The sequence below is a fragment of the Xylocopilactobacillus apicola genome (assembly GCF_033095985.1).
Classification (GTDB): Bacteria; Bacillota; Bacilli; order Lactobacillales; family Lactobacillaceae; genus Xylocopilactobacillus; species Xylocopilactobacillus apicola.
Genome location: NZ_AP026802.1, coordinates 1,616,788 through 1,641,478 on the forward strand (window position 1 = coordinate 1,616,788; position 24,691 = coordinate 1,641,478).

Below are 24,691 nucleotides of genomic sequence, written 5' to 3' on the forward strand. Positions count from 1 at the left end.
CGAATTAATCTTCACTTGATTTAAATTTTGCCAGGATGGGGGCAAACTTTTTTATCTGCCACTTTGAACATTCAATTGTGAACCCATTAGAAAGCTTGATGATACCTTCTTTTGAAGAACATTCGACAACTTCTTTTAAGTTAACCAAAGCATCACGACGACAGCGAATAAAATAATCAGGAAAGTGCCCTTCAAACTTTTCTAGCGAACCATTACATTCAAAAATCTGATGTTTAGAAACGACTTTTAGTTTATGATTGCCTACCACTTCTATATCAACGAGATCCTTAAGACGAATGTACTTACGATCACGATCTGAAGTAAATTCAATTTCTTCTTCATGATTATTGGCTTGATCGATGCGATAACGTTCACAGATCGTATCGATTGCTGAATCAATCTTATTTTTCAACAATTCAGGATCAGTTGGTTTAACAATATAATCAAAAGCTCCAAGCTTATATTCAAAAGTCAACATCCCAAATTCAGAATGAGACGTAATGAAAATAATGAAACCATGAGGATCGCTTTCTCTGATTTTAAGCGCTAATTGTAAGCCATCATATTGCTCATTAGCCAAATCAATATCAAGAAAATAGATGCTTGTTGTTGCGGCATCTAAATTACCAATAATTTCCTGCGGATTTGTGGTGGCGACCTCAATTTGCATCGCGATTTCTTCGAACATGGTTTTATCTTTAATAATTTTTGTAATTGCAGCTAAATGAGTTTCTTGATCGTCACAAACGAATATTTTTATCATGGAGTTTAGTCTCTTAACTTATTTTTTTATAAATAATTTTTGAGTGAACGTATAATCGACACAAATTGTTTCAAGCTCTACGTAATCTGAACTTTCAACAAAATCTGCTAAATTTTGTAACCCCAAACCGTGGTTTGCACCCTTTTTTGACCTACCAGCCTCTACATTAATAGTCGGCTCATCACACGTGTTAGCTACAATAATTATCGTCTGTCTTTCGTCATCAATAAAGGCTAAACTCAATTTTGCTTGATCTTGATCAATGCAAGCTTCAATCGCATTATCCAAAATGATACCAAGCGCTCGTGACAAATCAAAGGGGTCTACTTTATTAATTGTAATCTGATCACTGCATTCAACTGTGACATCAATACCTAGTTGAACCGCTTGAATTATTTTTGTTGAAACCAAGCCCTTCACTGCGGGAATATTAATGTTTTTCAGCTGATTTAAAGTCCCCGATTTTATCTCAACATTACTTTCAATCAATTTGTTTTTGGTTAAAAAATTTTCGAGACCAACAGAATCAACTTGACCATTTTCCACAAATCCGCCAATCCCAATCAGCATATTTTTATAATCGTGTTGAACCTTTTTAATTTCCAGCTGCATCTTCTCTAACGTATCAATGTAGCCTTCCATCATCGATTTTTCAGTATAAAGCTGGGCTTTTTGACGATTATTTTTGACTTCGTGATTTACGTAAATTCCCACCACTAAAACAAAAATTGCAAAAATAATAAATGCCTGGTTTATCTGATTGAATTCTTTTAGCGATAGACTAAACTTCTGCCATTGAGTACTTGAGCCAGAAAATTCCGTTCCTTTCCTTTGAATCAAGATTAATAAAATAAAATTAGTGAAAGAAATGTACTTACTAAATGTGACTTTCTCGGCGTATTAAGAAGGATTGAAATTGTTTTTCTTAATTTTTTTCTCATTACTAGAGGCAAAATAATTTGAAAGACAAGATTAATAGCCAATAAATAAAAATACATTTCTTTAAAATTGAATGAAGCTAGAACGATACACATCAGTTTTTGGATAAATAAATTTTCCAGCACGAAAAACAAGAGCATGGGAAAAAAATCACGACATTTAGGCAGGAAAACAAGGTAAAAAAGACCAACTACGATGCCTGCAATCAACAAGTATTGATCAATTCTAATGACTGGATTGTGATCAATCATTTGAGAAATAAAGTAAAATGCCGAGCTTACTATCAGGTTGATTAAAATGACGGCGATTTTACTTTTTGAGCTGAACAAGCGATTGAAAAACAAGAAAATATTTAACTCTAAAAATAGTGACCACAACAATATTGATAAAATAACGATCAAAGTGAATACCCTTTTTGTAACCAGTTTAGCACATTCAAGCAAAAAAACCTCAAGGTTCGTTGGAACCTCAAGGGAAAATTGACTTTAAATTTAAATCAGGAGAATCAATTTTGTTGAAAGGAAGAATGGCGATTTAAATTCAAAAAATTGTTATATCCGCAAGATCTGGCGACTTTGCGGCAGCATAAATATCAGAGACCAAAGGTACTAAAGTAATAAACCCCATCTCATCTTTTGAGATAAAAAATTCTTGATCAGGTTCAATACTTAATTCATCCGGCAAAGAAATTACTAGCGAATTTTTTTGCCTTTGGGCTTTTACCTTTTTCATTATTTAACCTCTTTAACAATCTTTTTTAAAACAGATGTTGGCGTGTCTTGATTTGGTAAATCCAAATACATCGGCTGCCCTCCCTCTACAAGAATTACGGCATCATAAGGAGTCTTAATAATTTGAGATTTTTCAATTATTTTTTTACCAGATTCAGTAGTTCCATCTACTGTGTATAGCTTCTCGCCGATCTCTTGACATTGTCTAGAAAGCTTTTTTAATGCCTCATCTGATTTTTTGGAACCAGGAGTTTTAAAAAAGATAATCTGTCCAGCAGCGTCTTTGTTATCCACCTTTTTTACATATTCCTCAGCTGAAATTTCTTCAATTTCCGGTTTTGAGCTGCTACTTTTGCTACTTTTCGAAACAGAAACACTACTACTAGTTGAATCTTCCTTTTTCGCCTGACACCCTATCAGCAATAACGTGCAGAAAAGTAAGATTATCCCTTTAGTTTTTGACATTAATTCGATTATTTCCCGCCTTTTTTACCATCTGGACCACCTTGATATTCGATTTTGACACCATCTTTTTCCATTTCTTTGAGCTGCTTATCTGTCATCATCATCGAATCGCCTTCTTTCACATTCTTTAAATCTGGTTTCGTATTTAATTTGATTACGATAAAAACCGTTGCGATTACTACAATTAGAGCTGCCGCAGCTCCGATGATCATAAATTTCTTGCCATTATTTTTCTTTTTCATTATTTACTCCATTTCAAAATTTATTTAATTAATTCAACTACATCTTTTTTAGAAGCGTTCTTCGAAGGAATATAGCTAAATACCAACCCGACGAGAACTGAAATTCCCATTGCTAGAAACGCCACAAAAGGATCAAATATAAAATCCAAATTCATTGATTTACTGATGACAAAAGCAATGATATCTCCCAACAAATAACCAATGATTCCACCGAACAACGTCAGCGTTAAACCTTCTAACAGAAATTGCATTTGAATTGCCCTTTCTGTCGCTCCGAGAGCTCTGCGAATTCCAATTTCTTTGATTCGCTCTGAGATCGAGGTATAAACCATGTTCATGACGCCAACGCCTGAAATAAACAGCGAGATTCCGGCAATGAAGCTCACGATCAAGGTTAACATCTGCAGACTTGAACTAATTCTATCAGTCATTTCTGCATCATTTGCAAACTCGTATCTACCTTGATTTTTCATGCTGCCAGATTTACTAAGATTTTTGACAACTTTGTCTGCAACTTTCGCCAAATTTTGATCACTTGGAACTGTGATTTGAATATTTTTCAGTGGTGCTCCACGGAAATAATTCTCATAAGTCGCCTTGTTCATTTCGATTTTGGTGGTATTAGTAATATCTGGTTCGAAAACTCCTTTAATCAGAAAAGATTCATTAGCGATTTCAACTGTTTTTCCCACCGCATCACCATTAGGAAACAGTTCTTTAACTAACTGATTTGAGACTGTCACAACCTTATTACCAATATCAGCGCTGCTTAAATCCTTGCCAGCAATTACTTTTTCGCCCTTACTGTCAACCAAATGGATTTTGGTATTTTGAGAATTTTTACCTAAAACGACCTGCTGGTAACGATACACCTGATCTGGCTTTTCCTTTTCGTACTGCACCTCGGAAACACCAGGCACACTGCGAACTAAATCTAAATCATGCTCATTGAAGTAGACAAAACTGCTTTTACCAAAATTCTCATCATCTTCTGGAGAAAAACTGATCTTCGTCCGATTATTCTTGATATCTTCAGTGTTTAGAAGCTGCTTCAACGAATATCTTTCATACCCCCGCCCAACCGTCACAATTGTGATCACCGCCGCAATTCCGACAATAATTCCAATGATCGTCAAAAAACTGCGGCGCTTGTTTTTTAAAATCGCCTTGATGGCTGTTTCAATACTAATTGTTATTTTCATCCGATCACCTGACCATCTTTAACTTGAACTACTCGCTTACAATAAGAGGCGGCTTCAGGATCATGCGTCACCATCAAAATTGTCGTGTCATGCTCGGAATTTAGCTTTTGAAAAAGAGTCATGATTTCAGATGAGGTCTTACTATCGAGCGCACCAGTTGGCTCATCGGCAACAATGAACGTCGGTTCATTGGCAAGCGCTCGTGCAATGGCAATTCGCTGCTTTTGACCACCTGAGAGCTGACTTGGAAATTGATCTTTCTTAACAAGCAGCCCAACTTTTTCTAATTGTTTAATGACAATGGGCTTCGCACTACGATGAGTTTTTCCGCAATACAACAAGGGCAACTCTACGTTTTCATAGACGGTATCAGTCTCAATTAAGTTAAAGGACTGAAAGACAAAACCGACATTGTGATTACGCATCGTGGAAAGATCTTGATCTTTGAACTCTTTGACATCTTGATCAGTGAAATAATATTCACCCGAGAAATCACGATCTAAAAAACTAATAATATTAATCAAGGTCGACTTCCCAGACCCGCTTGGACCCATAATCGCCGTGAATTCTTTTTCTTTAATCTCAAGGTCAATGTCTTTTAAAACATATTGAGGGCTATCATCATCATTCATGATGTAGGCCTTATTAATTCCTCTCATCTTAATCATCGGCTAGTCCGCTGCTTTATAATTCTTGACAATTGATTCGTCATTTTTCAAACCGCTGGTAACCAAGAAATAGTTGTCCTTTTTCGTTCCTTGAATCTCTTTTTTCGTGTACTTCGAGCCATTCGCTTTATAAATGTAGAATTTCTTATCTTCTTCTTTAACAGCTGAAAGAGGAATTTTAACTTCATTTAATGGAATCGATACTTGAACGTGATTACCATTTTTCAAAGCTTCTTCCGTAGTAATCGAAACCAGATAAGTTGAAATTTTACTTGTGTTGTTATCGGGCCGCTCAGCAATACTACTAATAGTTCCCTTGATCTTGTTACCAGAATCGACTGGCGATAATTTCACCGCTTGATCTTTTTGAAGATGACTGAGATCATATTCGCTGACTTGAATCTGAACAGAGGCTTCGTTACTACTAATTTCAGCCAATGGTTTAACTCCGTCATTACTACCTGTAGGCACCGTCAAAACACCATCAAACTGGGCGTAAACCTTGTTTGGCGCATCATCTCGCATCTTATTGAGATCTTTAGTTAATTGATTCACTTCATTAGTTAAATTGGTAATTTTTGTAGAATTGCCCTGCACATCTTGCTTGAGATTATTAATATCAGCATTCTTTTGATTAATTTGCTTCTTCTTATCCAAAAGCGTGTTGTAATCTTTCGTGCTGTAATATGTTGCTATTAGATCTCCTTGGGTTACCGCTTCGCCATTTTGCTTTTCTAAATTAACTGAATCCCCCAAAGCCTGATTGAAGCTAACACTTTGAGTATTGTTTGATTTATAAATTCCATTAAAGCTAAGCGGCTCACTCTTTTTGACCTGCAGAGTTTCTGTAATTGTTTCCCTGTCAGGCATCTGAGCAGCAACTCGGCGTTTTTGCAATAATGTCATTGCCCCGACCAATACTGCAATTATTGCAACACTCGTGATCGTAATTACTATCCAATGTTTTTTCATTTTCTTTTCCTTTGTTTAAGATAAATTTTCAAGTTATTTTTTCATTTCAGTGCGTTCACCTTCCACCATTTGTTGAAAAACTTGTTTTGACGAAATTCTATTTTTTGAACTTCGATGTTTTTATCATACAAGGATAAATTAGATTGAGGAGTAAGTTTACGTCAATCGACGGATTTAGATTATGAGTAAAAAAAAAGAACCGTTCAGGTGTTACCTAAACGGTTTTTCATTATGGAGTTGTATCAATCAACGTCCAAGTAAGTTTAGAACTATAAGATCGGCCATTAAGTCGGCTATCGTTATTTGGACGATAGATCGTTAACTTATTATTTGAATCAGTTAAACCTGCACCGGTTAATACATCAAAATCATGATTACCAACACCCGAAGCAATGGTATCAGCAGTTGAAATTAAATCAGAAAAAATATTTGTTGTATTTTGAAGCAATCCTAAATCAATTGTTTCGATCGGAAGTTCAGTAACTCCCGGATAAGTCTCCTTAAACTTTGAAGCTACAATATCCAACGACCAATCATGAGTTTTATCAACTCGATCATCAAGGATTTTCCCAGCGTAGGAAGTTGTATCTTTTGATTTGAGATAACCCGTATTGTAAGATCCATAACGTCCGAAACTAATTGGTGCAGTTAAATTATTCGAATCTAATGGTAACTTCAATTGTAAAGTATCACTTCTTAGTTCAATTGTTGCATTAGCGGTTGTAGTTGTTGCTGCAGGAGGTACCGCACCAGTTGGCACAGTATAAGTAATATTATTTACTTGTTGACCAAATGCATTTGCATTGTTAGTCATTTGACTACTAATATCAGTGGTCGATCCATCAGAATTAATTTTAAGAGCCCTGGCTTCATTCGGATTAGTGGTTGTTACCCAATTTTGCCACTGTGCTGGAGTCCAAGAAGCAGATCCATCAGGAATTTTTACAACTGCATTTGGCTTATTAACTTCAATGAAAACCGGAAGACTAGAGATTGTTACTTTCCCTTCTACAACTGTTGTATTGCCACTTGGATCAGTTACATTAACGTAAACTGACTTATTATTTCCAGGAGTTCCCCAAAATGTCGTATCAGTTGCTAAGTTGCGTGAATCAAAAGTAAATTTATAATCGCTAAGCTTAGTAAAAGCATTTGAATTAATACCTGGATACAAATCACTAATTTTAGTAAGTCCTGTAGCAGGATCCACACTAGTATCAACAAAATATTTTGGATCAGGAGCTGGGCGATCCACAACTGAATATCTTAAAGGAGCTGCTTGAGCCCTTGGTTTACCCTTATCTAAAACTTCTGTATTCGCAAAATTATAATTACCTCGACTAAATGCAAATGCCTGAATCCTTCCATTTTCATTCGGTCTCGTATTTTCAGGATCACTCGGATCACTCGCCATAAAGGTTTCAAAAATACCAATTACTGGTTCCCCTGCAAGAACAGTAAAAGTCCCATCTGGTTTTGTAATCGCAGAAAATTTAGAAGTAATGTCCAGACCTGATGCTGAAATGTCTGCCCATCTAGGATCAGGATCAATTTTATTATAAAATGGCTGATCTAAATCAACTGAACCTACCTCACTTGCCGCTGCAGTATTTTTAACGTGTCCACTTAATCTGACGTATGCCCCATCCATTGGCACATAATCACCTTCGGGATCATTAATGTTATCAGTAACAACTTTGCCGCTTATTTGATAAGAATTGACATCGCTACTTGGACTATCAACTGGTTTTGAAGTAAAGTCCATAAAGTAGACCGTCGGAATATAATGAAACATTACCCGTTGGAATCTATTGGTATTATAGTTAATACGCATATCTGCAATATCATTTGGGAAAAGAGAAGATGCTGCTGCATCAATATTCACAAATCCCGCACTGTTATAGTTTGCAATAAAGTTAAAAATCGACTGCCACATGAAATCTTTTCCCTCAACATTATCATAAGGATCAGGGTGTGTGCCTGTTGCTGCAGAATTCCCACGATTCCAGGCGTAAACATCCATGTTTTCAACATGCATCTGTCCTGGATTCATTGAGATCAAATTAGTATTTGGCTGTGTTCCTTTATATTGAATATTAACCATCCGAGCACGGTTAAACTCAAACGTTGCGGTGGAACCAAGTTGAATCAAAGAACGAGCGCCAGTATAATCACCATCTCCCTCTAAATTAAAGGTTCCTGGCTGAGCAACGCTAACCTTCGCTCCCGATTCCATGTTTAATACTGGCTGAATACTTACTTTCGCGTCAGTCGATTCAATATTAAATTTTGCCCACTTACCAACATCTAATGAAGCTCCTACCCCCAAACTCACTGCTCCTCTACTTAATCCTGCTGAAGCAATTGGTCCCGTTTGAGTTCCGTTAATAGTGGCATAATCATCAACTTTAACATTAGGATTAAATCCACCCTGGGGCGTTAAATTAATGAGGTCTCTAGTGTAAGACGGATTATGCGTTATATTATTTGGGTTAGTATCACCACTAGGAGAAGTATTTTGAAATTCATATGCATTAATATTTAGTACTGCGTGAGGATGAACTTCTAGTTCCCCACTCCATAGTTGAATAGTCGCCGTATAATCTGAATATTCTGCTCTTGATCCTTGATTAGTAGATTCAACATTAACTTCCGCATGATCCATAACATTGACATTACAAGGTTTTCCGTTACTAAGATAATATCCTAACACAAAAGCACCAGTTGTGGCTGTTTTTCCTTCGAATTTTGTATTAAGCGCAAATGTTACATTATAACTTTCCATAATCTGTTGGCACTCATATGATTCAGAAGAACCGGCTGGAGCATTGGTTGGTAAATGACCAAAAGCATAAAGCATCTTCCCAGGTCTTGCGTCATCATAAATTAAACCGTTACTGTTTGTTGCACCAGTAGTACTGACAGGTTCTAACGTTTGATAAGAAATCGTCGATTGAACATCGTTATAACCAGTGAATACTATATCCGTACGATAGGATGCCGCTAACTGAGAACCACGATATTTTATATTGCGATAAATAACAGTTTTATCGATTGGATTCCCGACGGCTGAACCAGGGCCAAAATAATCTGTGCCTTGCAAATTAATATTATTAAATACAAACTTAGACTTAAAATAATTACTATTCAAATCGATCCTAGAGTTATCAATTGAACCATTAAAATCTAACGTATGTTTTGTTTTTGTAGGATCCCTCGGATCAATTCCATCAATTACTATATTTCGGTTTGGAATATATTGATTCGTATAAGCAACCAAATTATTAAAACTTTGATAACCATTGACCGTAGTTGCTAATGTAAAAACAATATCCTTGGTCAAAACAATGTGGGTAATATTAACCTGAGCTATTGCACCAGATCCATCTGGAGCAAATGAAGGAAAAGGATCTGTTGATTTATATGCCCCTCTACGCCCCCAAAGTGCATTCAAAAGTTCATCAGGTGTTGAAACATAAGCGGTCTCTCCCTCAGACTTATATCTTTGAATCTGATCATAGACATCATCTTTTGTTAAGCGCTCCTTAATTTGAAGATCAGTTTCTGGGTGGGTCTTCACTCGAAACTTTTTAATATTCTCTGGATCGTCTGGGTCAGGCGTATCATATTGTGTTCGAGGATCATCAGTTGCACTACCATAAATCCCAGGTAAAAACCCATTTCCATAAAAAGGAGCATAAATATCAGGTTTAGAGTTCAAACTATTATCTTTTGCCAAAACTGAGATAGGATGCAAGTCCATTAAACTAATATTAGATAGATTTGAAGTTTTACTTGCGCTAACTCTCAAACCTGAAAATATTACAGTTAAAAAAACCAACAAAAACAAACTAACCAATCTCCAAATATTATTCCTTGAACTTCTTTTGGAGATTAACCTCGATATTCTAAACTTTTTCCCACTAACTAACTTATTCAACAGCTGTACTCCTCCCTAAATCAATCCCTACAAACCCTTGTTACATGCTATAAAACAGCTTCGTTTTAATTATATCACCTATATTTAAGTTAACCACAAAAAAGTCGAATTTTTTTGCATATTTTAGGTTATTTTTTTTCGAAATCTGAAAACTATTTCCAATTTTCCAAAAAAATTCGTAAGTCTTGTTAACTGACTAATATACTTCAACAAGGTATTTACGAAGGTTTATAAACTACCATAACTCGAAAAAATCAAAGAATAATCCTAAGATAAATTTTTTTGACTCTTTAATAATCATATGGTATAAGAAGAATGATCTTAGATTTTTTAAAGAATAGCAAATTTAAATTGATTTTCTTGTGACAGCGACAGTGGTTATGTCAGCAATCAAAAAAACAACCTTCAAATTGGTTGTTTATCACTTTGAGTATGGTTGAAGATTGAATTCATTTAATAATTTTTCGAATTTTTTTTGCTGCCTCCTAGAACATTGGAGCTCAGCCCCATTGGACATGGAAATTATCTCATCTTTGGCCGAACGGCTGACAACTTCCTTCAAATTAATGATTGTACTGCGGTGGCAACGGAAAAAGTAATTTGGTAACTCGTATTCAAGTTTTCCAAGCGAACCGTTGCATTCAAAGTTTTGATGCTTCGACATGACCTGCAGTTTATGGTTACCGACGATTTCTAACATGATGAGCTCATTAATTGGCACATATTTCTCTTCATAATCCGAAGTAAACTTGATACGCTTAGGGTGATTTTCTTGCTCTTGATTGACTTGCTCGGTTTGATAACGCTCAGCAATTGCTTTTAATGTCGATTCTACTCTATTTTTGAGTAGCGCAGGATCAGGAGTTTTCACAATATAATCAAAGGTACCAAGTTTATACTCAAAGGTCAGCATCCCAAATTCCAAATGCGAAGTAATAAAGATGATGAAGCCCCGCGGGTCGCTTTCTCTAATTTTAATTGCCAGTTTCAAACCATCGTAAGTTTCATTTGAAAGATCAATATCTAAAAAATAAACATTAGTTTCACTAGGTTCAAAATGTTCAGCAATTTCAACGGGATCGGTAGATGCCAGTTCAATTTGCATCGGAACCTCGGCAAAAAGAATTGCGTCCTCAATGATTTTTTTAATTGCTAATAAATGGATTTCTTGATCGTCACAAACATAGATTTTAATCATAAGTTTATTTCCTAATAAATATTTTTTGAGTAAAAATATAGTTGGCACAAGTTGTTTCAAGCCCGAGATGATTTGAACTATTAACAATTTCTTTTAAATTCTGGAGTCCAAAACCACGATTTTTTCCTTTGGTCGATTTTCCGGCAACCACGTTAAGTGTTTCCTCTTTGCAAGTATTAGCAACCGCAATAATCGTTCGTTCGTAAGAATCGATAAAAGCAATTCGAATCATCGGCTGTTTTTGGTTCCGGCATTCCTCAATCGCATTATCCAAAATGATCCCAAGCCCCCGTGACAAATCAAAAGGGTCAACCCGCCTAATTTGGATGTCTTCACTGCACTCAACCGATACCCTAATCCCAAGCTGGGACGCTTGCACTACTTTGGTCGAAATCAGGCCTTTGACTGCCGGAAGATTGATTCGCTTAAGCTGATGGAGCGTTCCTGTTTTAAGCTTAACATTATTTTCCATCAACTGATTTTTCTTAAGAAAATGCTTCAACTCAGGAACGTCAACTCGGTCATCTTCAATGTAGCCAGTGATCCCCATCAGCATGTTCTTGTAGTCGTGCTGAACTTTTTGAATATCAAATTGCATCTTCTCTAAAGTATCAATGTAATTTTCCATCATCACTTTTTCCGTAGCTAAGCGCTTATGCTTACGATTCTTATTTACTTCATAGCTAGTATATGCCACCGCCACAATGATAAAAGCTACAAACCAGCGGAAAACCCTATCAAGATCATTGAATTCTTTAGAGTTCATCTTGATTGTAAAAGTTTCCCCGTGCTTAACTACATCGTTGTTTGGTTTTGAGATAATGGTGACATTATGGGGGGATTTTGGCGCAAAGAACAGTCCAAATGCGACTACCAAAAGAAAACCACTGATGATAACCCTTTTGTTTCGTGTTTTAAACAGTAAAGATATCGCTCGCCGAAACTTATTGCGCAAAATTAGAGTTAAAACTATTTGAATTACAATTTCTAAAACAAATTCCACTATATAGAACTGCGGAAGCGGTTTCATATTCTTTATAACTCGCAAGTAATTTAATAGATCAAATATTTTTTTGATAAATCCATTTTCAATTAGGAAAAATAAAAGCATCGGACCAAATTCCACCTGCTTACGTCCCATAATCAAATAATAGCCATAAATAATAATCGCCGTAATAACGAGATATTGATTGGAATCGATTACAAACATACTATGATTGAAATGCGAAATCCTGATAAACGCTTCACACACCATGAAGCTAATTAAGAACAACGCAATCTTATGCTTGGCAGTAAATAGTTTGTTGAAGAACAAAAAAATGTTCATTTCAAGTACCACACTACCTAATAGCATGGCGAAGTCACTGAAAATATTAAGCAAATTTTGATTCCTTTTTATTTTAGTTTATCACACACGATTGGAGAAACATTATTTTATTATGCCATATTACCGACAGAAAATGTTAAAAGTTTACGCCAATGCAGCCATTTTCTTCATCAATTTAAAAGAAAAACCGTTCAGGTAATACGCGAACGGTTTTTTGTGTGGATACCCGCTGCTCTTGGGTCATGGGCTCGCTGTAAAAAGGATCACCCCCGCATCCGCGGGGAATACTGATAAAGATGCAAAAAAAATAACCCTTTCAGATTTGGTAATGAGAAAACACGCAGGTGACAAAGAAATTATTGTCACTTACATCAACGGAGAATCGATGAACAGGATTATGCCTAATCACTCTCTAATTGCAATAAAAAAATGTACCTCAGTTAAAGATTTAAGGGATGGCGACATTGTCGCTTTTAAAGATGCTGAGCAAATGTGCGTCAAGGAATTTTTTAACGATTTTCAAAGTCGTACTTTTTCCTTCAGCCCAAACAGCGCGGATAAATCTCTTACCCCAGTGATCTATCGTTGGGAAGATACTAAGAACATCAAGATCATCGGAAAGGTAGTAATATGTGTTGTAAATTTTTAGAGCAAATAAAAAGATCTCAAACCCTGACAAGTAGAGATCCCACGTAGTAACCAATTTATACATACGTTTCTTTTATTTTAACAAATTTACTGACAAGATTCATCTGTTACGACTATCTTCATATTCATTGGTGTCTTTGTAAGAGTCTTTAATTTCGCCGCTCCAGTTGAGATTTTTTAAATCAATTGTCATTTCAGATTTATCCTTGTCTAATCCAAAAACATAGCTAAGTTTCAATGTTTTTCCTTCTTTTAAAGTTTCCGGAACTTTGTTTTGATCTTCCAGCTTCGCATCTAAAATGTTCCCTTTCTCATCGCTAGCCGTTATTTTTTTTCCAGATAGTTCGTGTGGATTTACAGATCCACTTTTACATTTTATCACGCACGTAACGACGGAATATTTTCCGTATTCTTTATTTAATGATTCTGCTGCGTATGTCTGCTGTTCGACCTCGTAAGGATCATAAAATTTAATTTCAGCAACATTTTTACCATCATCTGATTTATAAGTTCCTGTTTCACCAAAATTTAATTTCTGAGTTTCCTGTTTTTCTTTTTTTGAGCAGCCGACCAAGATAAAAACACTCAAAAATGCAAATAATAAAGATCCAACTCGTTTCGTATTTTTCATAATTTCCTCCGTAAACTAAAAGCGTTTTATTACAACTAATCCAGCGTACAGGATTTTGGAGGTGAAATCAAATCAATTAAAAATCTTAAAGGAGTCCAAAAATGGCAGCAATTCGCAAGCGTGGCAAGAAATGGGAGTACACGATTCGATATAAAGATAAAGACGGTATTTCGCAGAGAAAATCAAGCGGAGGCTTTATTAAAAAGGCTGAGGCAGTCCAAGCTGCAGCCGAAGAAGAATTAAAGTTAAAAAAAGGCGTTGCTATAGATAGCGATATAACGCTCATCGACTATTATGATCACTGGATTGAAGCGTATAAAGCTGGCAAACACGATGAAACGACGGAAAGAAAGTACAAAACTTATCGAAATAAACTAGAAAAATATTTCGGGGTTATTTTAAAACTTAAAAAAATGACTAGATCGGACTGGCAAAAATTCATTAACGACCAAGGAAAAACTCGCGCAAAAACAACCGTTGCAGAGCTAAACAGCCACATCCGGGCAATGGCAAGATCTGCGGTACGTGATCGAGTAATCGACTCAAATTTTACCGAAGATATAGAACTTGTGGGAGGACCTTCAAAACTCGAAGCCTTAAAGTACCTTGAAGCAGATGACTTCCGGAAGCTAAAAAAATACGTTTTTGAGCACACTTCTCTTGATAACATCATTTGTGGTATGATCGCTACTTCTATCATGTCTGGCGCCCGTTTATCGGAAGTGATTGGGCTGACATGGAATGATATTGACTTTAAAGATATGACCATAAATATCAATAAATCTTGGGATCATAAGTACACAAAAAAATTCAAGAAAACAAAGACACCATCAAGCGTCCGAGTAATTGGGGTTGACTCTGAACTTTTGTCTATACTTGGAAAACTGAAAATTGAACAGGAAGAATATTTTAAGAGTATTGAGTATACTAGCTTAAACAGTCAGATATTTTTGGATAGATCGCTGAAACCACCTACTGGAAAAGAGACAAATGCTGAACTTCGTAGTATAGAAAAAGAGTTAAAAATTAGACCTGAAATCACTTTTCACGGCTTAAGACACACCCACGCGAGTTTTTTGATTTTAAAGGGAATTGACATAAATTACATCAGTCACAGGCTGGGGCATGCTAATGTATCGATCACAATGAACACTTATGCCCATTTATTAAAAGAGCACGAGAAAAAGGAAGCGAAAAAGACAATTTTGGCTTTGCAAGCACTATAGAAATTGACGTCAGTTTGTCGTCAATTTTTTAATTATCTATGTTTCTCTATGATAGCAAATCCTGTTAAATCAACGTTTTTGACACTCTATGACGCTCTATATTAACACGGAAACGTTCCGCATCCGCGGGGAATACACTAAGAAAATCCCGCCAAACAAACGTTTCTCCACATATAAATTTCATTTTTTTATGAGTATAAAATTAATTCATATATAGCCTTCTATCTATAGATGTAAATTTTTCACTAATTAACCTAAATAAATAATCGAGCTCTACACTCTAAATATATCAAACATACAACAAAAAGTCTTAAAATAATGCGGAAAAATTTGTTTTATAACTCCAATATTTTTCTTGCTTATTATCCTGAATCGTGCTATTTTGTGACTAAAAGATATATTTAGTCAGGAGTCTAAAATGAAATTTACCGCTGAACAAAAAAATGAAGTCAAACAAGCCATTGAAACTTCTGGTGAACAGTTGTTTTTAAAATATGGATTACAAAAAGTCACAATTGATGACATCGTTAATGGGGTCCGAATTGGAAAAGGAACGTTTTATGTTTTCTTTGCCAACAAGTTCGACTTATTTTTAGAAATTAGTAAACGTCGTCAAGAAAAAATTTTCGATCAAATAACGGATCTCCCCATTTCGCCAAATAAACAAGTTCTACAAGAGGTTTTACTTAAAGCAATCAAACTTTTTAGCACTGATGATTTTTTAAAAATGTTAGATGCTCCAACAAAAGAATTATTACAGCAAAAATCTTCCGACAAATTTATAGAAATTCATAATGCTTTTGATCAGACCGTTCTAACAAAACTTAACGAATTTGGTCTGAAACCTCTGGTTCCGAATGATGTGATGATCGAATTAATGAATGTAATTTTCATCTACGGAATTGAAGTTTTTTCCACGCAGAAAGATGACCGCGCTTTAAGACAATTAATTGATCTCGTCGTCTCAAATGAGTTGAAGGGACTGTCTGATGAATGAACTAATAACATTTCAACGAGTAGATAAAACCTACGAGATGACATCCGCCTTGAAAAATATTAATTTTACAATTAATGAAAAAGAATTTGTTGTAATTTTAGGACCTAGCGGTGCCGGAAAATCAACTCTCTTAAATTTATTAGGTGGACTTGACCAGCCCTCAACAGGAGATATTTGGGTTCAGGGAATTAATATTGCCGAATTTAACGAAAATGAATTAGCCGATTATCGGGCAAAAAAAGTCGGTTTCATTTTTCAATTTTATAATTTATTGCCAACACTAAATGCCTTAGACAATGTGAATCTGGTACATCAAGTTAACAATTCAAGTCTTAACGGAGAAAATATATTACAAAAAGTCGGTCTTGCCGAAAAGATGCGTCAATATCCGTCAGAGCTTTCTGGCGGAGAACAACAGCGAGTATCGATTGCTCGTGCCATTGCAAAAAATGCTCCGATCTTATTATGTGATGAACCAACTGGTGCCTTGGATACTCAAACGGGTAAGCAAATTATGAAACTACTCAAAAGTTTAAATCGACAAGGAAAAACTGTAATTGTGGTAACTCATAATGAAGAATTCTCAGTTCTAGCCAATAAAGTCATTCGATTAAAAGACGGCGAAATTGAATCCATCGAAAGTAATTTGCATCCTTCAGAGGCCGATTAATGATGCTGCTGAAAAAATTATTCAAAGATCTTCAAGCTAATAAAGGACAGTTTATTGCTATTTTCTTGATTATCTTTATTGGGTGTTTAGTATTTTCTGGCTTGAATGCGACTTGGTACGGGATGCAAAAGCAAAGCAATGATTATTACCATAGAACCAATTTGGCTGATTATTGGTTAATTGGCAGCAATATTACTTCCGAAATTAAAAGTGAAGTTACTAAAATTCGCTCAGTAAAAGATGCCGAACGGAGATTCACTTCCCGAGTTGGTGATAACAAAGATCACAGCGCAACCATTGAATTAAACTACGTTGAATCAAATAAGATTTCTAAATCCATATTAGTTGATGGCGCTCCTTTTAATATAAAGTTACGAGGAATCTGGCTCGACAAAGACTACGCTAAAAGTCATCACTTAAAAGTCGGTGACTACTTAAGTGTTTCTTTGGGACCCAAAATACAGATCAAAGGTCTAATAATGAATCCTGAATACGTATATCCATTGGGATCAAACGGTCAGCTACTGCCAGACCATCAAAAATTTGGATTTGGATTTCTTTCTTATCAAGCATATTTTAAAAATCAAAAGAATCTCCCGCCTTTCAACCAACTATTGATTAAAGGGCCTCATTCTGTTAAAAGCCAAATCTCTAATATAACTAATATCAACTACCTGAAAGCCCGCGAAAACACCTCTTCGGATCGAATGTTACAAGACAAAATAAAACAATTCCGCACATTATCAACGATTTTTCCAACTTTATTTTTCATTGTCGCGATTTTGATTACCTGGACTACGATGAGTCGAGTTCTTAAAAACCAGCGGATCCAAATTGGAATCCTATCAGCATTAGGATTTAAAAAGAAAACTCTTTTGAGACACTATTTGTTTTATGGCGTCGTTATCAGTCTCCCAGCCTCTGTAGTCGGTTATTTACTAGGACCAATTCTCTTGCCTCCCATTATTTATCGATCTCTTTCAATGTTTTCACTTACCGAATGGAAGGCTAGTCAACCAAATTACGACCTTTTGATCGTTCTTATTAGTATCTTCGTGACTATAATTGCCATCTACTTTAGCTGTCAAAAAATTTTGGCTGAAAAATTGACAGATTGTTTAAAATCCCCTCGAACCAACACAATAAAAGTTCGTATGCTTAGTAAACACCTTTCATTTGCTGCGAAATGGAATCTTGCAGACTGCTTAAACAACAAGACCCGAAGTATCACAATTATCATTGCCGTGGCAAGTTGTATGGCTTTAATGCTGACGGCTCTGGGTCTAAAAGATTCATTAAACGATATTATTGATTGGCAGTATCATCAAATAGCAAAATATGAAACTAAAATTGTTCTACAACCACATCAACCATTGCCAAATATTAGTGGTGAACGCATCGAAGAGCAAATCATTGAAATTAAAACAAAGCACCAATCTAATTTAGAAAATTTAACGGTTTATGAAAACAGCCAGCCCAGAATGATTCAATTAACTGACCTTCATCGAAATCATTTTCTTCTTTCGTCCGAAGGGCTAGCTGTTAGTTATCGACTAGCGGAAAAAATTCACTTAACAAAAGGTCAACAAATTAAATGGCGCTTAATTAGTGGACATCGATGGCATCAAACTAAAATATCTGATGTTTATCGAGTTCCGATCAATCAAGGATTCTCCACGACCAAAAGTTTTCTAGCAAAACAAGAAGAATTTTTTCAACCTACTGCCATCCTTAGTTCTAAAACCAATATTAACAAAAATTCCGTCCAACAAACTATCAGCGTCGATTCGGAAAAAAATAATATTAAAGAAATGATTTTATCAATGTCTAAATTGGTAAGCTTACTGATTATTGCAGCTACTTTTTTAATGACCGTGGTTCTCTACAATTTAGGTAAACTTAGTTCTAGCGAACGAGACCGGGAAATTAATACTTTAAAAGTTTTGGGTTTTAAAAATAAAACTCTCCGAAAAATATTTAAATCAGAATTACAATTCTTAACCGTCATCGGAATTGTTATTGGGATGCCGATCGCTTTCCTCTTGCTTAACCAAATTTTAAAAATGATGGGAAGTACCACCGATATGATGCTTGTCGTGAATTTCACCACAATCTTTGTTGCTGTTATTGGTACTTTTATTACAGCAAATATTGTCAACACTTTTCTTTCGAGGCAAATCAACAAAGCTAATCTCGTGGAAGCACTGAAATCTATTGATTAATTTTATCCACGATTATTAATTCGTACCTTTAGCTTTCATCCGGCGATAAATAGCAAAGCAGCTCAACACAGATACTAAGACCATCACAAAAATAATTGAGGCAACATTTATATTTATGTGATTAAATATCAGCTCACCAGGGGAGTTAAGTCTGGTCATCATTCCTTTAACGCTACCATTAATTAGCGGGAAGAATCCAAGCAATTGATACCCAGTTCCGCTCTTAAAGACTTGCTTTAACAGCCACGGAACAAAGAAAATCAGAAGCGAAACCGCCAAAGAAGTTGATGGATTTTGAGTATAACTCGAAATAAACGCTGTCAGAAAAACTGTGAATAAAATTCCCAAATATTGAAATAGCAGGCTCCACAGTAAAAGTTGTAAGAAATTCATCTTTATTGGGAAATCAAATATATGCCATTCGAAATTAAGTTGAACGCTTGTGTTCCAACCACTAAAGCTAAAATAATTAGCGAAAACTCCAATCGTGATGATCTCGGTAACAGCAAAAATTACTGTCGCAATAATCCACACAGCACACAACTTGGCACGAGTTTGTTTGGTGCGACCATATTTGGTGGTCAATAATAGTGGCAGTAAATTTTTGGAAGAATCGCCAGAGAAAACAGCGGCGCAAAGATAAATTGACATGATTGCAATCAAAATAGCCGACCCACTCATCACTCTAAATAACTCATCCCATGGTTTAAAATTACCAATCCTCAACTCAGATGGCGGAACTTTAGTGCCCAAATCGTTAACGGACAAAAATTTAATTCCTTTACGACTTACACGATCCACTCCATAAAATTTATCATGATCTTTTTTGGGCAGAAATGTCTCTACAACATTCCATGAAAAAACATCCATGAATTGATTTTTATGAAATTCATTATTGGCAGTTTTGACTCTAAAATCAATAATCTGACTGATTCTTTTGTCAGTTAAAGAGCCAGAATGATCTTCGGCAATTTTCTGATTCAGCTTAATCGCTTCTCGACTATTAATTCCTCTTGCAGGGATACTGACCTGTGACTCAAAGAAAAATACAAAAAACAAACCATAAAAAATCAACAGTGCTACCAGTACTCCGCCAAGCGCTGCCTTATTTTGAATTAATTTCTTGATCTCAAACTTGATCATTGTGCTTTCCTTTCGCTATTAAAGTGATATAAATATAAATCTTCGAGCGTCGGTTCAACTTGCTTCGCCTGGTTGCCAGGGTTATCTTCACTAACAACCCGCAGAACCACACCTGCGATAGTATTCTTCTGGTTAATTACGTTGTATTCGGTAAAACTGCTTCGATTTGTTGTAGTGAACTCCCAAACCCGACCAGCGATTGTCGTTAAAAGTTCTGACGCAGTTCCTCGCTCCTTGAAATCTCCGTCCTTTAAAATCAAAACTTCATCGGCAATATATTCAATATCTGAGACGATGTGAGTTGACAGGATCACAATTTTATCGTTAGAAAGTGAACTGATTAGATTACGAAACCGCACCCGCTCCTCTGGATCCAGCCCAACCGTCGGTTCATCGAGAATTAAAATCGGGGGATCGTTCAGTAGCGACTGCGCAATTCCTAAACGCTGTTTCATCCCGCCAGAGTAAGCTTTTATTTTCTTGTTTTTCACGTCTGCTAGCCCGACTAATTCCAGAAGTTCAGTCCCTTTATTCCGTGCATCATTTTTGGTTAAACCTTTTAAAAGTCCCAAATAGATCAAAAAATCTAAGCCAGTGAACTGCGGATAGTAATTAAAATCCTGTGGCAAAAATCCAAGCGCAGAATAATATTGCTGCAAATCATCGTTAATCTTTGTATCATTAAATAACACCGTTCCACTGTCAGGTTTATTAGCACCACTAATTATGTTCAAAAGCGTACTCTTACCCGCACCATTTGCGCCAAGTAGTCCGTAGACGCCCGCAGAAAATGAATAGGTCATCTGATCCAAGACGATTTTCTCTCCGTATTTCTTAGTCACCCCTTTTAAAGCTAGTTCCATCTGTTGACTCCTTACCTTGTTTTTTAGATCTTATCAAGAAACAAGCGGTCGCAAACTAACAGTTTTGTAAGATTGGCAAAAAAATACCCTGCAGCCAAAGGCTCAGGATATATAAGTTATTCAATAAAATTCCAATACTGACCGCGCGGATCACCTTTTTTTCTTTGTTGATTATCAAGGATGGTTACAACGAGATCGACAACTACAAACACAACGTCGAAAGCTCCTGCTAAAATCCCCCAACCAGCTAATTTAGGAACGAATGATCCCACGATTGTAATAATGATCGCAACTAGCCAGATCGGCTCCAAATAGTGATAAAAAAATTTTCTAACGGGCGTATATTTGGTTGGATATTTTTCAATTATTTTTTGATAGAAGTTTCTTTTCATTATTCCCTCAAAAGAAGTTCCAATATTTATATTCGGGAGCGGCTTTTTCTCTCAAATTCCAATCCAAAACTAACGTTATTAGGTACAAAAGCAAATAAATGCCGCTAATTAGTTTCAACAAATCATTCCAATCGTTAAAAATCGGATTTAGAGATGACAAAATCACGATCGTGACATCTGCAGCGACAACCGGCAAGATTAACCAGTAAAACATCTTCATCAACGGCGTATACTTGGTCGGATATCTTTCAATTAAAACCTGAAATTTCATTTTTTTCATTTTGAAATCCTTTCAATAAAAGTTTACTTCTTTTTGTTGAAAAAATTTATCTTTTTACTTCAACTGCCTTTTTCACCGGCTAAACGACCAATTTTTTTCGCTCACGTCTTACGCCAACGAAAAAACAACTTTTCTATTTTACCTCAAATTTGCTTGAAGTCTAGAAAAATATCTAATTTACTAACAGTTTTATTTTGGATCCGCTATAATTAAACATCATAGGAGTAAACAAATGGAATTTCGAGTTTTACAATACTTTTTAGCGGTTGCTGAAGAAAAAAATATCAGCCGAGCAGCCGAAAAACTTCATGTAACGCAGCCAAATGTTTCAAGACAACTGAGAGACTTGGAAACGGAGTTGGGAACCACCCTTTTTGAGCGGGGCAGCCACCAAATCGAATTGACAAGCGATGGTTTATATTTGGCAAATCAAGCACGCCAGATTTTGGCTTTAGTCAACAAAACCGAAGATAATTTGCAGAATCTTGCTGAAATTTCCGGATCGCTTACGATCGGCAGCGGCGAATCTCCAACAATGATGACGATCGTTGAAAATATTAAAGCCCTGCAGGAAAATTATCCAAACGTAAAAGTCAATTTGGTGAGTACTAACGCAGATGTTGTCCAAAAGAACCTCCAGACAGGCATTTTCGATTTCGGAGTCGTGATGGAACCGACTGACAAAAGAAAATTTGATTTTCTAACGCTACCAGGCGTTGATGAGTGGGGACTTCTGCTTCGAAAAGATCACCAATTGGCGCAAAGAAAATTTATCGAACCTCGCGATTTTCACCAGCTTGATTTGATTATTTCGCAACAAAGCGGAGTCGAGAATTTCTTAAAAAATTGGCTCGGCACCAGTATCGCACAATACAAAATAGTCGCAAGCTACAATCTTTTATACAACGCTTCACTTTTGGTCGAGGCTCGTTTGGGTGCTGCACTTGCGTTTAACGGCATTATTAATAATACCGAATTAAAATTCGTTCCTTTAAATCCGCCTCAAACTGCTCACTGTAGTCTCATTTGGCAACGTGGAACAACACTTTCACCCGCTGGCAAAATATTTTTAAAAATGGTTAAACAGTTTTGCGCTGAGACATCAAAATAATTAGAATTGCTCCACTTAGGAAAATAATCGGCGCAATAAGCGAACTTTTCGTTCCCCAATTAACAATAAACTGTCCTGCTACTGCCGACCCAACCGTGGTGCCCAGATTAGCGCCAGTGATAAATAAGCCGTTTGCTAAATCCGGCGTTTTGCTTAGCGCTTTATTCATGATAAATTGATTTAAATTGCCTTCCATCCCGGCAAAAGTTCCCAATACTAAAATCAGCACAAAGATTAGCGACAAATTCTGATTCACAAAATATAAAATCACGTATGGTACAAACATCACTAACGGCAGTCCGAATAAAATCATCTGTGGCTTCAAGGCTAATAATTGCCCTGCAAGCCAATTTCCCAAGACGTTTGCTAAGCCGTAGACAAATAATAGAAAGCTGATCGTGAGGCTGCCAAGAAGGCTAACTTTTCCCAGAAAATCTGATAAATAGCTGTAAAAGCTAAACACTGCACCGTTAAGCAAAATGATCGACAGCAATGCTAGTAGCGTTGGAAGCTTGAATAAAGTTTTCATCTGATCTTTAAAATTTAGTGCCTGTTCTTCTTTCAGCGGAACCATAAAAATTGCACAAGCCAGGAAGATTAATGCGTTGATCAGGGCAAAAGTTAACATCACTAACTGAAAAGAACCGTAATTGGCAATCATCGTTGCAAGCGGAACTCCCAATACCATTCCAGCTGAAACTCCCATGAAAATTTTGGAAACAAATCTCGAAGCCTCAGCAGAATCTTTTGCTAAAGATGACGCCAAAGACATCGCATATGATACAAAAACCGGATGTAAAAACGCTGGGATCAAACGAACTATCAAAAGCCATGAAAAACTTTTGATAAATACCGACGCCAGACAGCTAAACACAAATAAGCCAATTGAGAGTAGCATTATTTTTTTCTTGTCGAAACGCGATAGCAGCGCAGGCAAAAAAAGGCCAGAAACTGCGATAATAAACGCAAAGTAGCTAACTAATTCCCCTGCCGTGGCGATTGTAACGTGAAATTGCTGTGAAACTATCGGCAAAATTCCCATAATGCCCATTTCCGTGTTCGTCACGCCAAAAGTTCCTAAAGCTAAAATCCAAACTAGTAAATTTTTTCTTTTTACTTCCATTCAAAACCCCTTCAAAAAATTTAAAACAAATAAAAAACGACTTTCTTCCATTATTATGTGGAAAGGTCGTCGTTCAATCCAATACTTATATTTACTAGTGAATTATAACTTTTAGGCATATTTATTGTTCAATATTCTTACAATATCCTTCTAGCGCTCGCAAATCACAACAATACCGTCGAATATTTTCGTGTGTTTCAGGTTCATCGAAAATAAATCGACGTAATAAAGCAGCATTTTTGAAAATCAACTTTTTCTTTCTTCGACAAAGTAAATGTTCTCTTTGTAACAAGTTCCGATAATTAATATCTTTAACCTGAATCAAATCCAAAATACAACATTTCGAGGCAGGAACAGGAATCATATTATTTATATTTAGTACAGCTAACAACCTACCACGATCCACCAATTTTATAAACGTTAAACTCTACTTCATCTTGTGATGTTTATTTTTAGGAGAAGATAACGGAACAAAGTAATTAAGTGAATTAATTTGGAGAACTATTCCAATGTATGGTCGATCGTTGTCGCCGTGATGATACTCTACTTTAGGATCTATTTGATTCAAACTATCAACGTAGTCAGAATCAACACTGTAAATTTCTAGGTCCATTTTTTCTCCTGATATAAAAAAAACGTCGAATGCAAACAACACCGACGTTCTTATAAAGATCACTTTTAAGTCTCTCACTTTACGGTAGAGAATCACCGACTTTTATGACACCTATTATAAAGGAAATAAAAGAAATAAGCAAGAATATCTTTATTTTACAGTTTTCCCTTTAATGCTGTCCATCAGCATCACCACTCCCGCTCCAACAAACAAAAGCCCAGGCAGCAAATGATGACGTAACAGCCAGGCAGCGCCTAACATCAGCCAAGTTAAAGCAATTGCCACCTGAATTGGGTAACGAATAATTTTTCTTTTCATCAAATCC

24 protein-coding genes and 1 pseudogene are annotated in these 24,691 nt (G+C 36.1%); 6 read left to right on the forward strand and 19 right to left on the reverse strand.

Annotated elements, in window-relative coordinates:
• Positions 1–4: 4 nt before the first annotated feature.
• The 11 genes from R8495_RS07860 to R8495_RS07910 all read right to left on the reverse strand — a co-directional run bounded on the left by R8495_RS07860 (position 5) and on the right by R8495_RS07910 (position 12,501).
• On the reverse strand, positions 5–763 hold the full coding sequence (locus tag R8495_RS07860; protein ID WP_317634925.1) for a LytR/AlgR family response regulator transcription factor: 759 nt from the start codon (positions 761–763) through the stop codon (positions 5–7).
• A gap of 18 nt (positions 764–781) precedes the next feature.
• On the reverse strand, positions 782–1,603 hold the full coding sequence (locus R8495_RS07865) for a sensor histidine kinase (RefSeq protein WP_317634926.1): 822 nt from the start codon (positions 1,601–1,603) through the stop codon (positions 782–784).
• A gap of 639 nt (positions 1,604–2,242) precedes the next feature.
• Complete coding sequence (gene mazE / locus R8495_RS07870) at positions 2,243–2,434, reverse strand: type II toxin-antitoxin system PemI/MazE family antitoxin (RefSeq protein WP_317634927.1); 192 nt, start codon at positions 2,432–2,434, stop codon at positions 2,243–2,245.
• Positions 2,434–2,898: a hypothetical protein gene (locus R8495_RS07875; RefSeq protein ID WP_317634928.1), complete on the reverse strand. Its 465-nt coding sequence runs from the start codon at positions 2,896–2,898 to the stop codon at positions 2,434–2,436. Before R8495_RS07875 ends, mazE begins: the two co-directional genes overlap by 1 nt.
• A gap of 8 nt (positions 2,899–2,906) precedes the next feature.
• Complete coding sequence (locus R8495_RS07880; protein ID WP_317634929.1) at positions 2,907–3,140, reverse strand: hypothetical protein; 234 nt, start codon at positions 3,138–3,140, stop codon at positions 2,907–2,909.
• A 20-nt stretch (positions 3,141–3,160) separates the two neighbouring features.
• The gene (locus tag R8495_RS07885) at positions 3,161–4,342 is read right to left on the reverse strand and encodes an ABC transporter permease (protein ID WP_317634930.1); all 1,182 of its coding nucleotides are present in this window, start codon (positions 4,340–4,342) and stop codon (positions 3,161–3,163) included.
• Positions 4,339–5,010 carry an ABC transporter ATP-binding protein gene (locus tag R8495_RS07890; RefSeq protein ID WP_317634931.1) on the reverse strand — a complete coding sequence of 224 codons (672 nt, stop codon included), beginning with the start codon at positions 5,008–5,010 and terminating at the stop codon, positions 4,339–4,341. The genes R8495_RS07885 and R8495_RS07890 overlap by 4 nt, the downstream gene beginning before the upstream one ends.
• Positions 5,011–5,013: 3 nt before the next feature.
• Positions 5,014–5,982 carry an efflux RND transporter periplasmic adaptor subunit gene (locus R8495_RS07895; protein WP_317634932.1) on the reverse strand — a complete coding sequence of 323 codons (969 nt, stop codon included), beginning with the start codon at positions 5,980–5,982 and terminating at the stop codon, positions 5,014–5,016.
• A 229-nt stretch (positions 5,983–6,211) separates the two neighbouring features.
• The gene (locus R8495_RS07900) at positions 6,212–9,832 is read right to left on the reverse strand and encodes a pectate lyase-like adhesive domain-containing protein (protein WP_317634933.1); all 3,621 of its coding nucleotides are present in this window, start codon (positions 9,830–9,832) and stop codon (positions 6,212–6,214) included.
• Between the two features lie 511 nt (positions 9,833–10,343).
• Entirely contained in the window at positions 10,344–11,120 is a 777-nt protein-coding gene (locus R8495_RS07905) for a LytR/AlgR family response regulator transcription factor (RefSeq protein ID WP_317634934.1), read from the reverse strand.
• 4 nt (positions 11,121–11,124) lie between these two features.
• Positions 11,125–12,501 (reverse strand): sensor histidine kinase, encoded by a 1,377-nt coding sequence (locus R8495_RS07910; RefSeq protein WP_317634935.1) that lies wholly within the window; start codon positions 12,499–12,501, stop codon positions 11,125–11,127.
• A 181-nt stretch (positions 12,502–12,682) separates the two neighbouring features.
• Here R8495_RS07910 and R8495_RS07915 point away from each other — a divergent pair, with 181 nt between their 5' ends.
• The gene (locus tag R8495_RS07915) at positions 12,683–13,096 is read left to right on the forward strand and encodes a S24 family peptidase (protein WP_317636618.1); all 414 of its coding nucleotides are present in this window, start codon (positions 12,683–12,685) and stop codon (positions 13,094–13,096) included.
• A 99-nt stretch (positions 13,097–13,195) separates the two neighbouring features.
• Here R8495_RS07915 and R8495_RS07920 read toward each other — a convergent pair whose 3' ends face one another.
• Positions 13,196–13,726 (reverse strand): hypothetical protein, encoded by a 531-nt coding sequence (locus tag R8495_RS07920; RefSeq protein ID WP_317634936.1) that lies wholly within the window; start codon positions 13,724–13,726, stop codon positions 13,196–13,198.
• Between the two features lie 101 nt (positions 13,727–13,827).
• Here R8495_RS07920 and R8495_RS07925 point away from each other — a divergent pair, with 101 nt between their 5' ends.
• The 4 genes from R8495_RS07925 to R8495_RS07940 all read left to right on the forward strand — a co-directional run bounded on the left by R8495_RS07925 (position 13,828) and on the right by R8495_RS07940 (position 18,841).
• Entirely contained in the window at positions 13,828–14,952 is a 1,125-nt protein-coding gene (locus tag R8495_RS07925; RefSeq protein ID WP_317634937.1) for a tyrosine-type recombinase/integrase, read from the forward strand.
• Positions 14,953–15,370: 418 nt separating this feature from the next.
• Positions 15,371–15,949 carry a TetR/AcrR family transcriptional regulator gene (locus R8495_RS07930; protein WP_317634938.1) on the forward strand — a complete coding sequence of 193 codons (579 nt, stop codon included), beginning with the start codon at positions 15,371–15,373 and terminating at the stop codon, positions 15,947–15,949.
• Positions 15,942–16,619 carry an ABC transporter ATP-binding protein gene (locus tag R8495_RS07935; RefSeq protein ID WP_317634939.1) on the forward strand — a complete coding sequence of 226 codons (678 nt, stop codon included), beginning with the start codon at positions 15,942–15,944 and terminating at the stop codon, positions 16,617–16,619. The genes R8495_RS07930 and R8495_RS07935 overlap by 8 nt, the downstream gene beginning before the upstream one ends.
• On the forward strand, positions 16,619–18,841 hold the full coding sequence (locus R8495_RS07940; RefSeq protein ID WP_317634940.1) for an ABC transporter permease: 2,223 nt from the start codon (positions 16,619–16,621) through the stop codon (positions 18,839–18,841). Before R8495_RS07935 ends, R8495_RS07940 begins: the two co-directional genes overlap by 1 nt.
• Positions 18,842–18,856: 15 nt before the next feature.
• Here R8495_RS07940 and R8495_RS07945 read toward each other — a convergent pair whose 3' ends face one another.
• The 4 genes from R8495_RS07945 to R8495_RS07960 form a co-directional block, all read right to left on the reverse strand.
• Positions 18,857–19,984, reverse strand: a complete 1,128-nt coding sequence (locus tag R8495_RS07945) for an ABC transporter permease subunit (RefSeq protein WP_317634941.1) — start codon at positions 19,982–19,984, stop codon at positions 18,857–18,859.
• Positions 19,981–20,847: an ABC transporter ATP-binding protein gene (locus R8495_RS07950; RefSeq protein WP_317634942.1), complete on the reverse strand. Its 867-nt coding sequence runs from the start codon at positions 20,845–20,847 to the stop codon at positions 19,981–19,983. The genes R8495_RS07945 and R8495_RS07950 overlap by 4 nt, the downstream gene beginning before the upstream one ends.
• A gap of 116 nt (positions 20,848–20,963) precedes the next feature.
• A complete protein-coding gene (locus R8495_RS07955) occupies positions 20,964–21,239 on the reverse strand; it encodes a hypothetical protein (protein WP_317634943.1) in 276 nt (91 codons plus the stop codon).
• Positions 21,240–21,246: 7 nt separating this feature from the next.
• Positions 21,247–21,519, reverse strand: a complete 273-nt coding sequence (locus tag R8495_RS07960; protein ID WP_317634944.1) for a hypothetical protein — start codon at positions 21,517–21,519, stop codon at positions 21,247–21,249.
• Positions 21,520–21,751: 232 nt separating this feature from the next.
• On the opposite strand from R8495_RS07960, the gene R8495_RS07965 reads away from it, so the two are divergent.
• Positions 21,752–22,630 (forward strand): LysR family transcriptional regulator, encoded by an 879-nt coding sequence (locus tag R8495_RS07965; protein WP_317634945.1) that lies wholly within the window; start codon positions 21,752–21,754, stop codon positions 22,628–22,630.
• Here R8495_RS07965 and R8495_RS07970 read toward each other — a convergent pair.
• The 3 genes and pseudogenes from R8495_RS07970 to R8495_RS07980 form a co-directional block, all read right to left on the reverse strand.
• Positions 22,599–23,753, reverse strand: a complete 1,155-nt coding sequence (locus tag R8495_RS07970) for an MFS transporter (RefSeq protein WP_317634946.1) — start codon at positions 23,751–23,753, stop codon at positions 22,599–22,601. The two genes, R8495_RS07965 and R8495_RS07970, sit on opposite strands and share 32 nt — an antisense overlap.
• A 121-nt stretch (positions 23,754–23,874) precedes the next feature.
• Positions 23,875–24,366 (reverse strand): annotated as a pseudogene (locus R8495_RS07975) (type III toxin-antitoxin system ToxN/AbiQ family toxin).
• A gap of 150 nt (positions 24,367–24,516) precedes the next feature.
• On the reverse strand, positions 24,517–24,684 hold the full coding sequence (locus tag R8495_RS07980) for a hypothetical protein (protein ID WP_317634947.1): 168 nt from the start codon (positions 24,682–24,684) through the stop codon (positions 24,517–24,519).
• Positions 24,685–24,691: the final 7 nt, after the last annotated feature.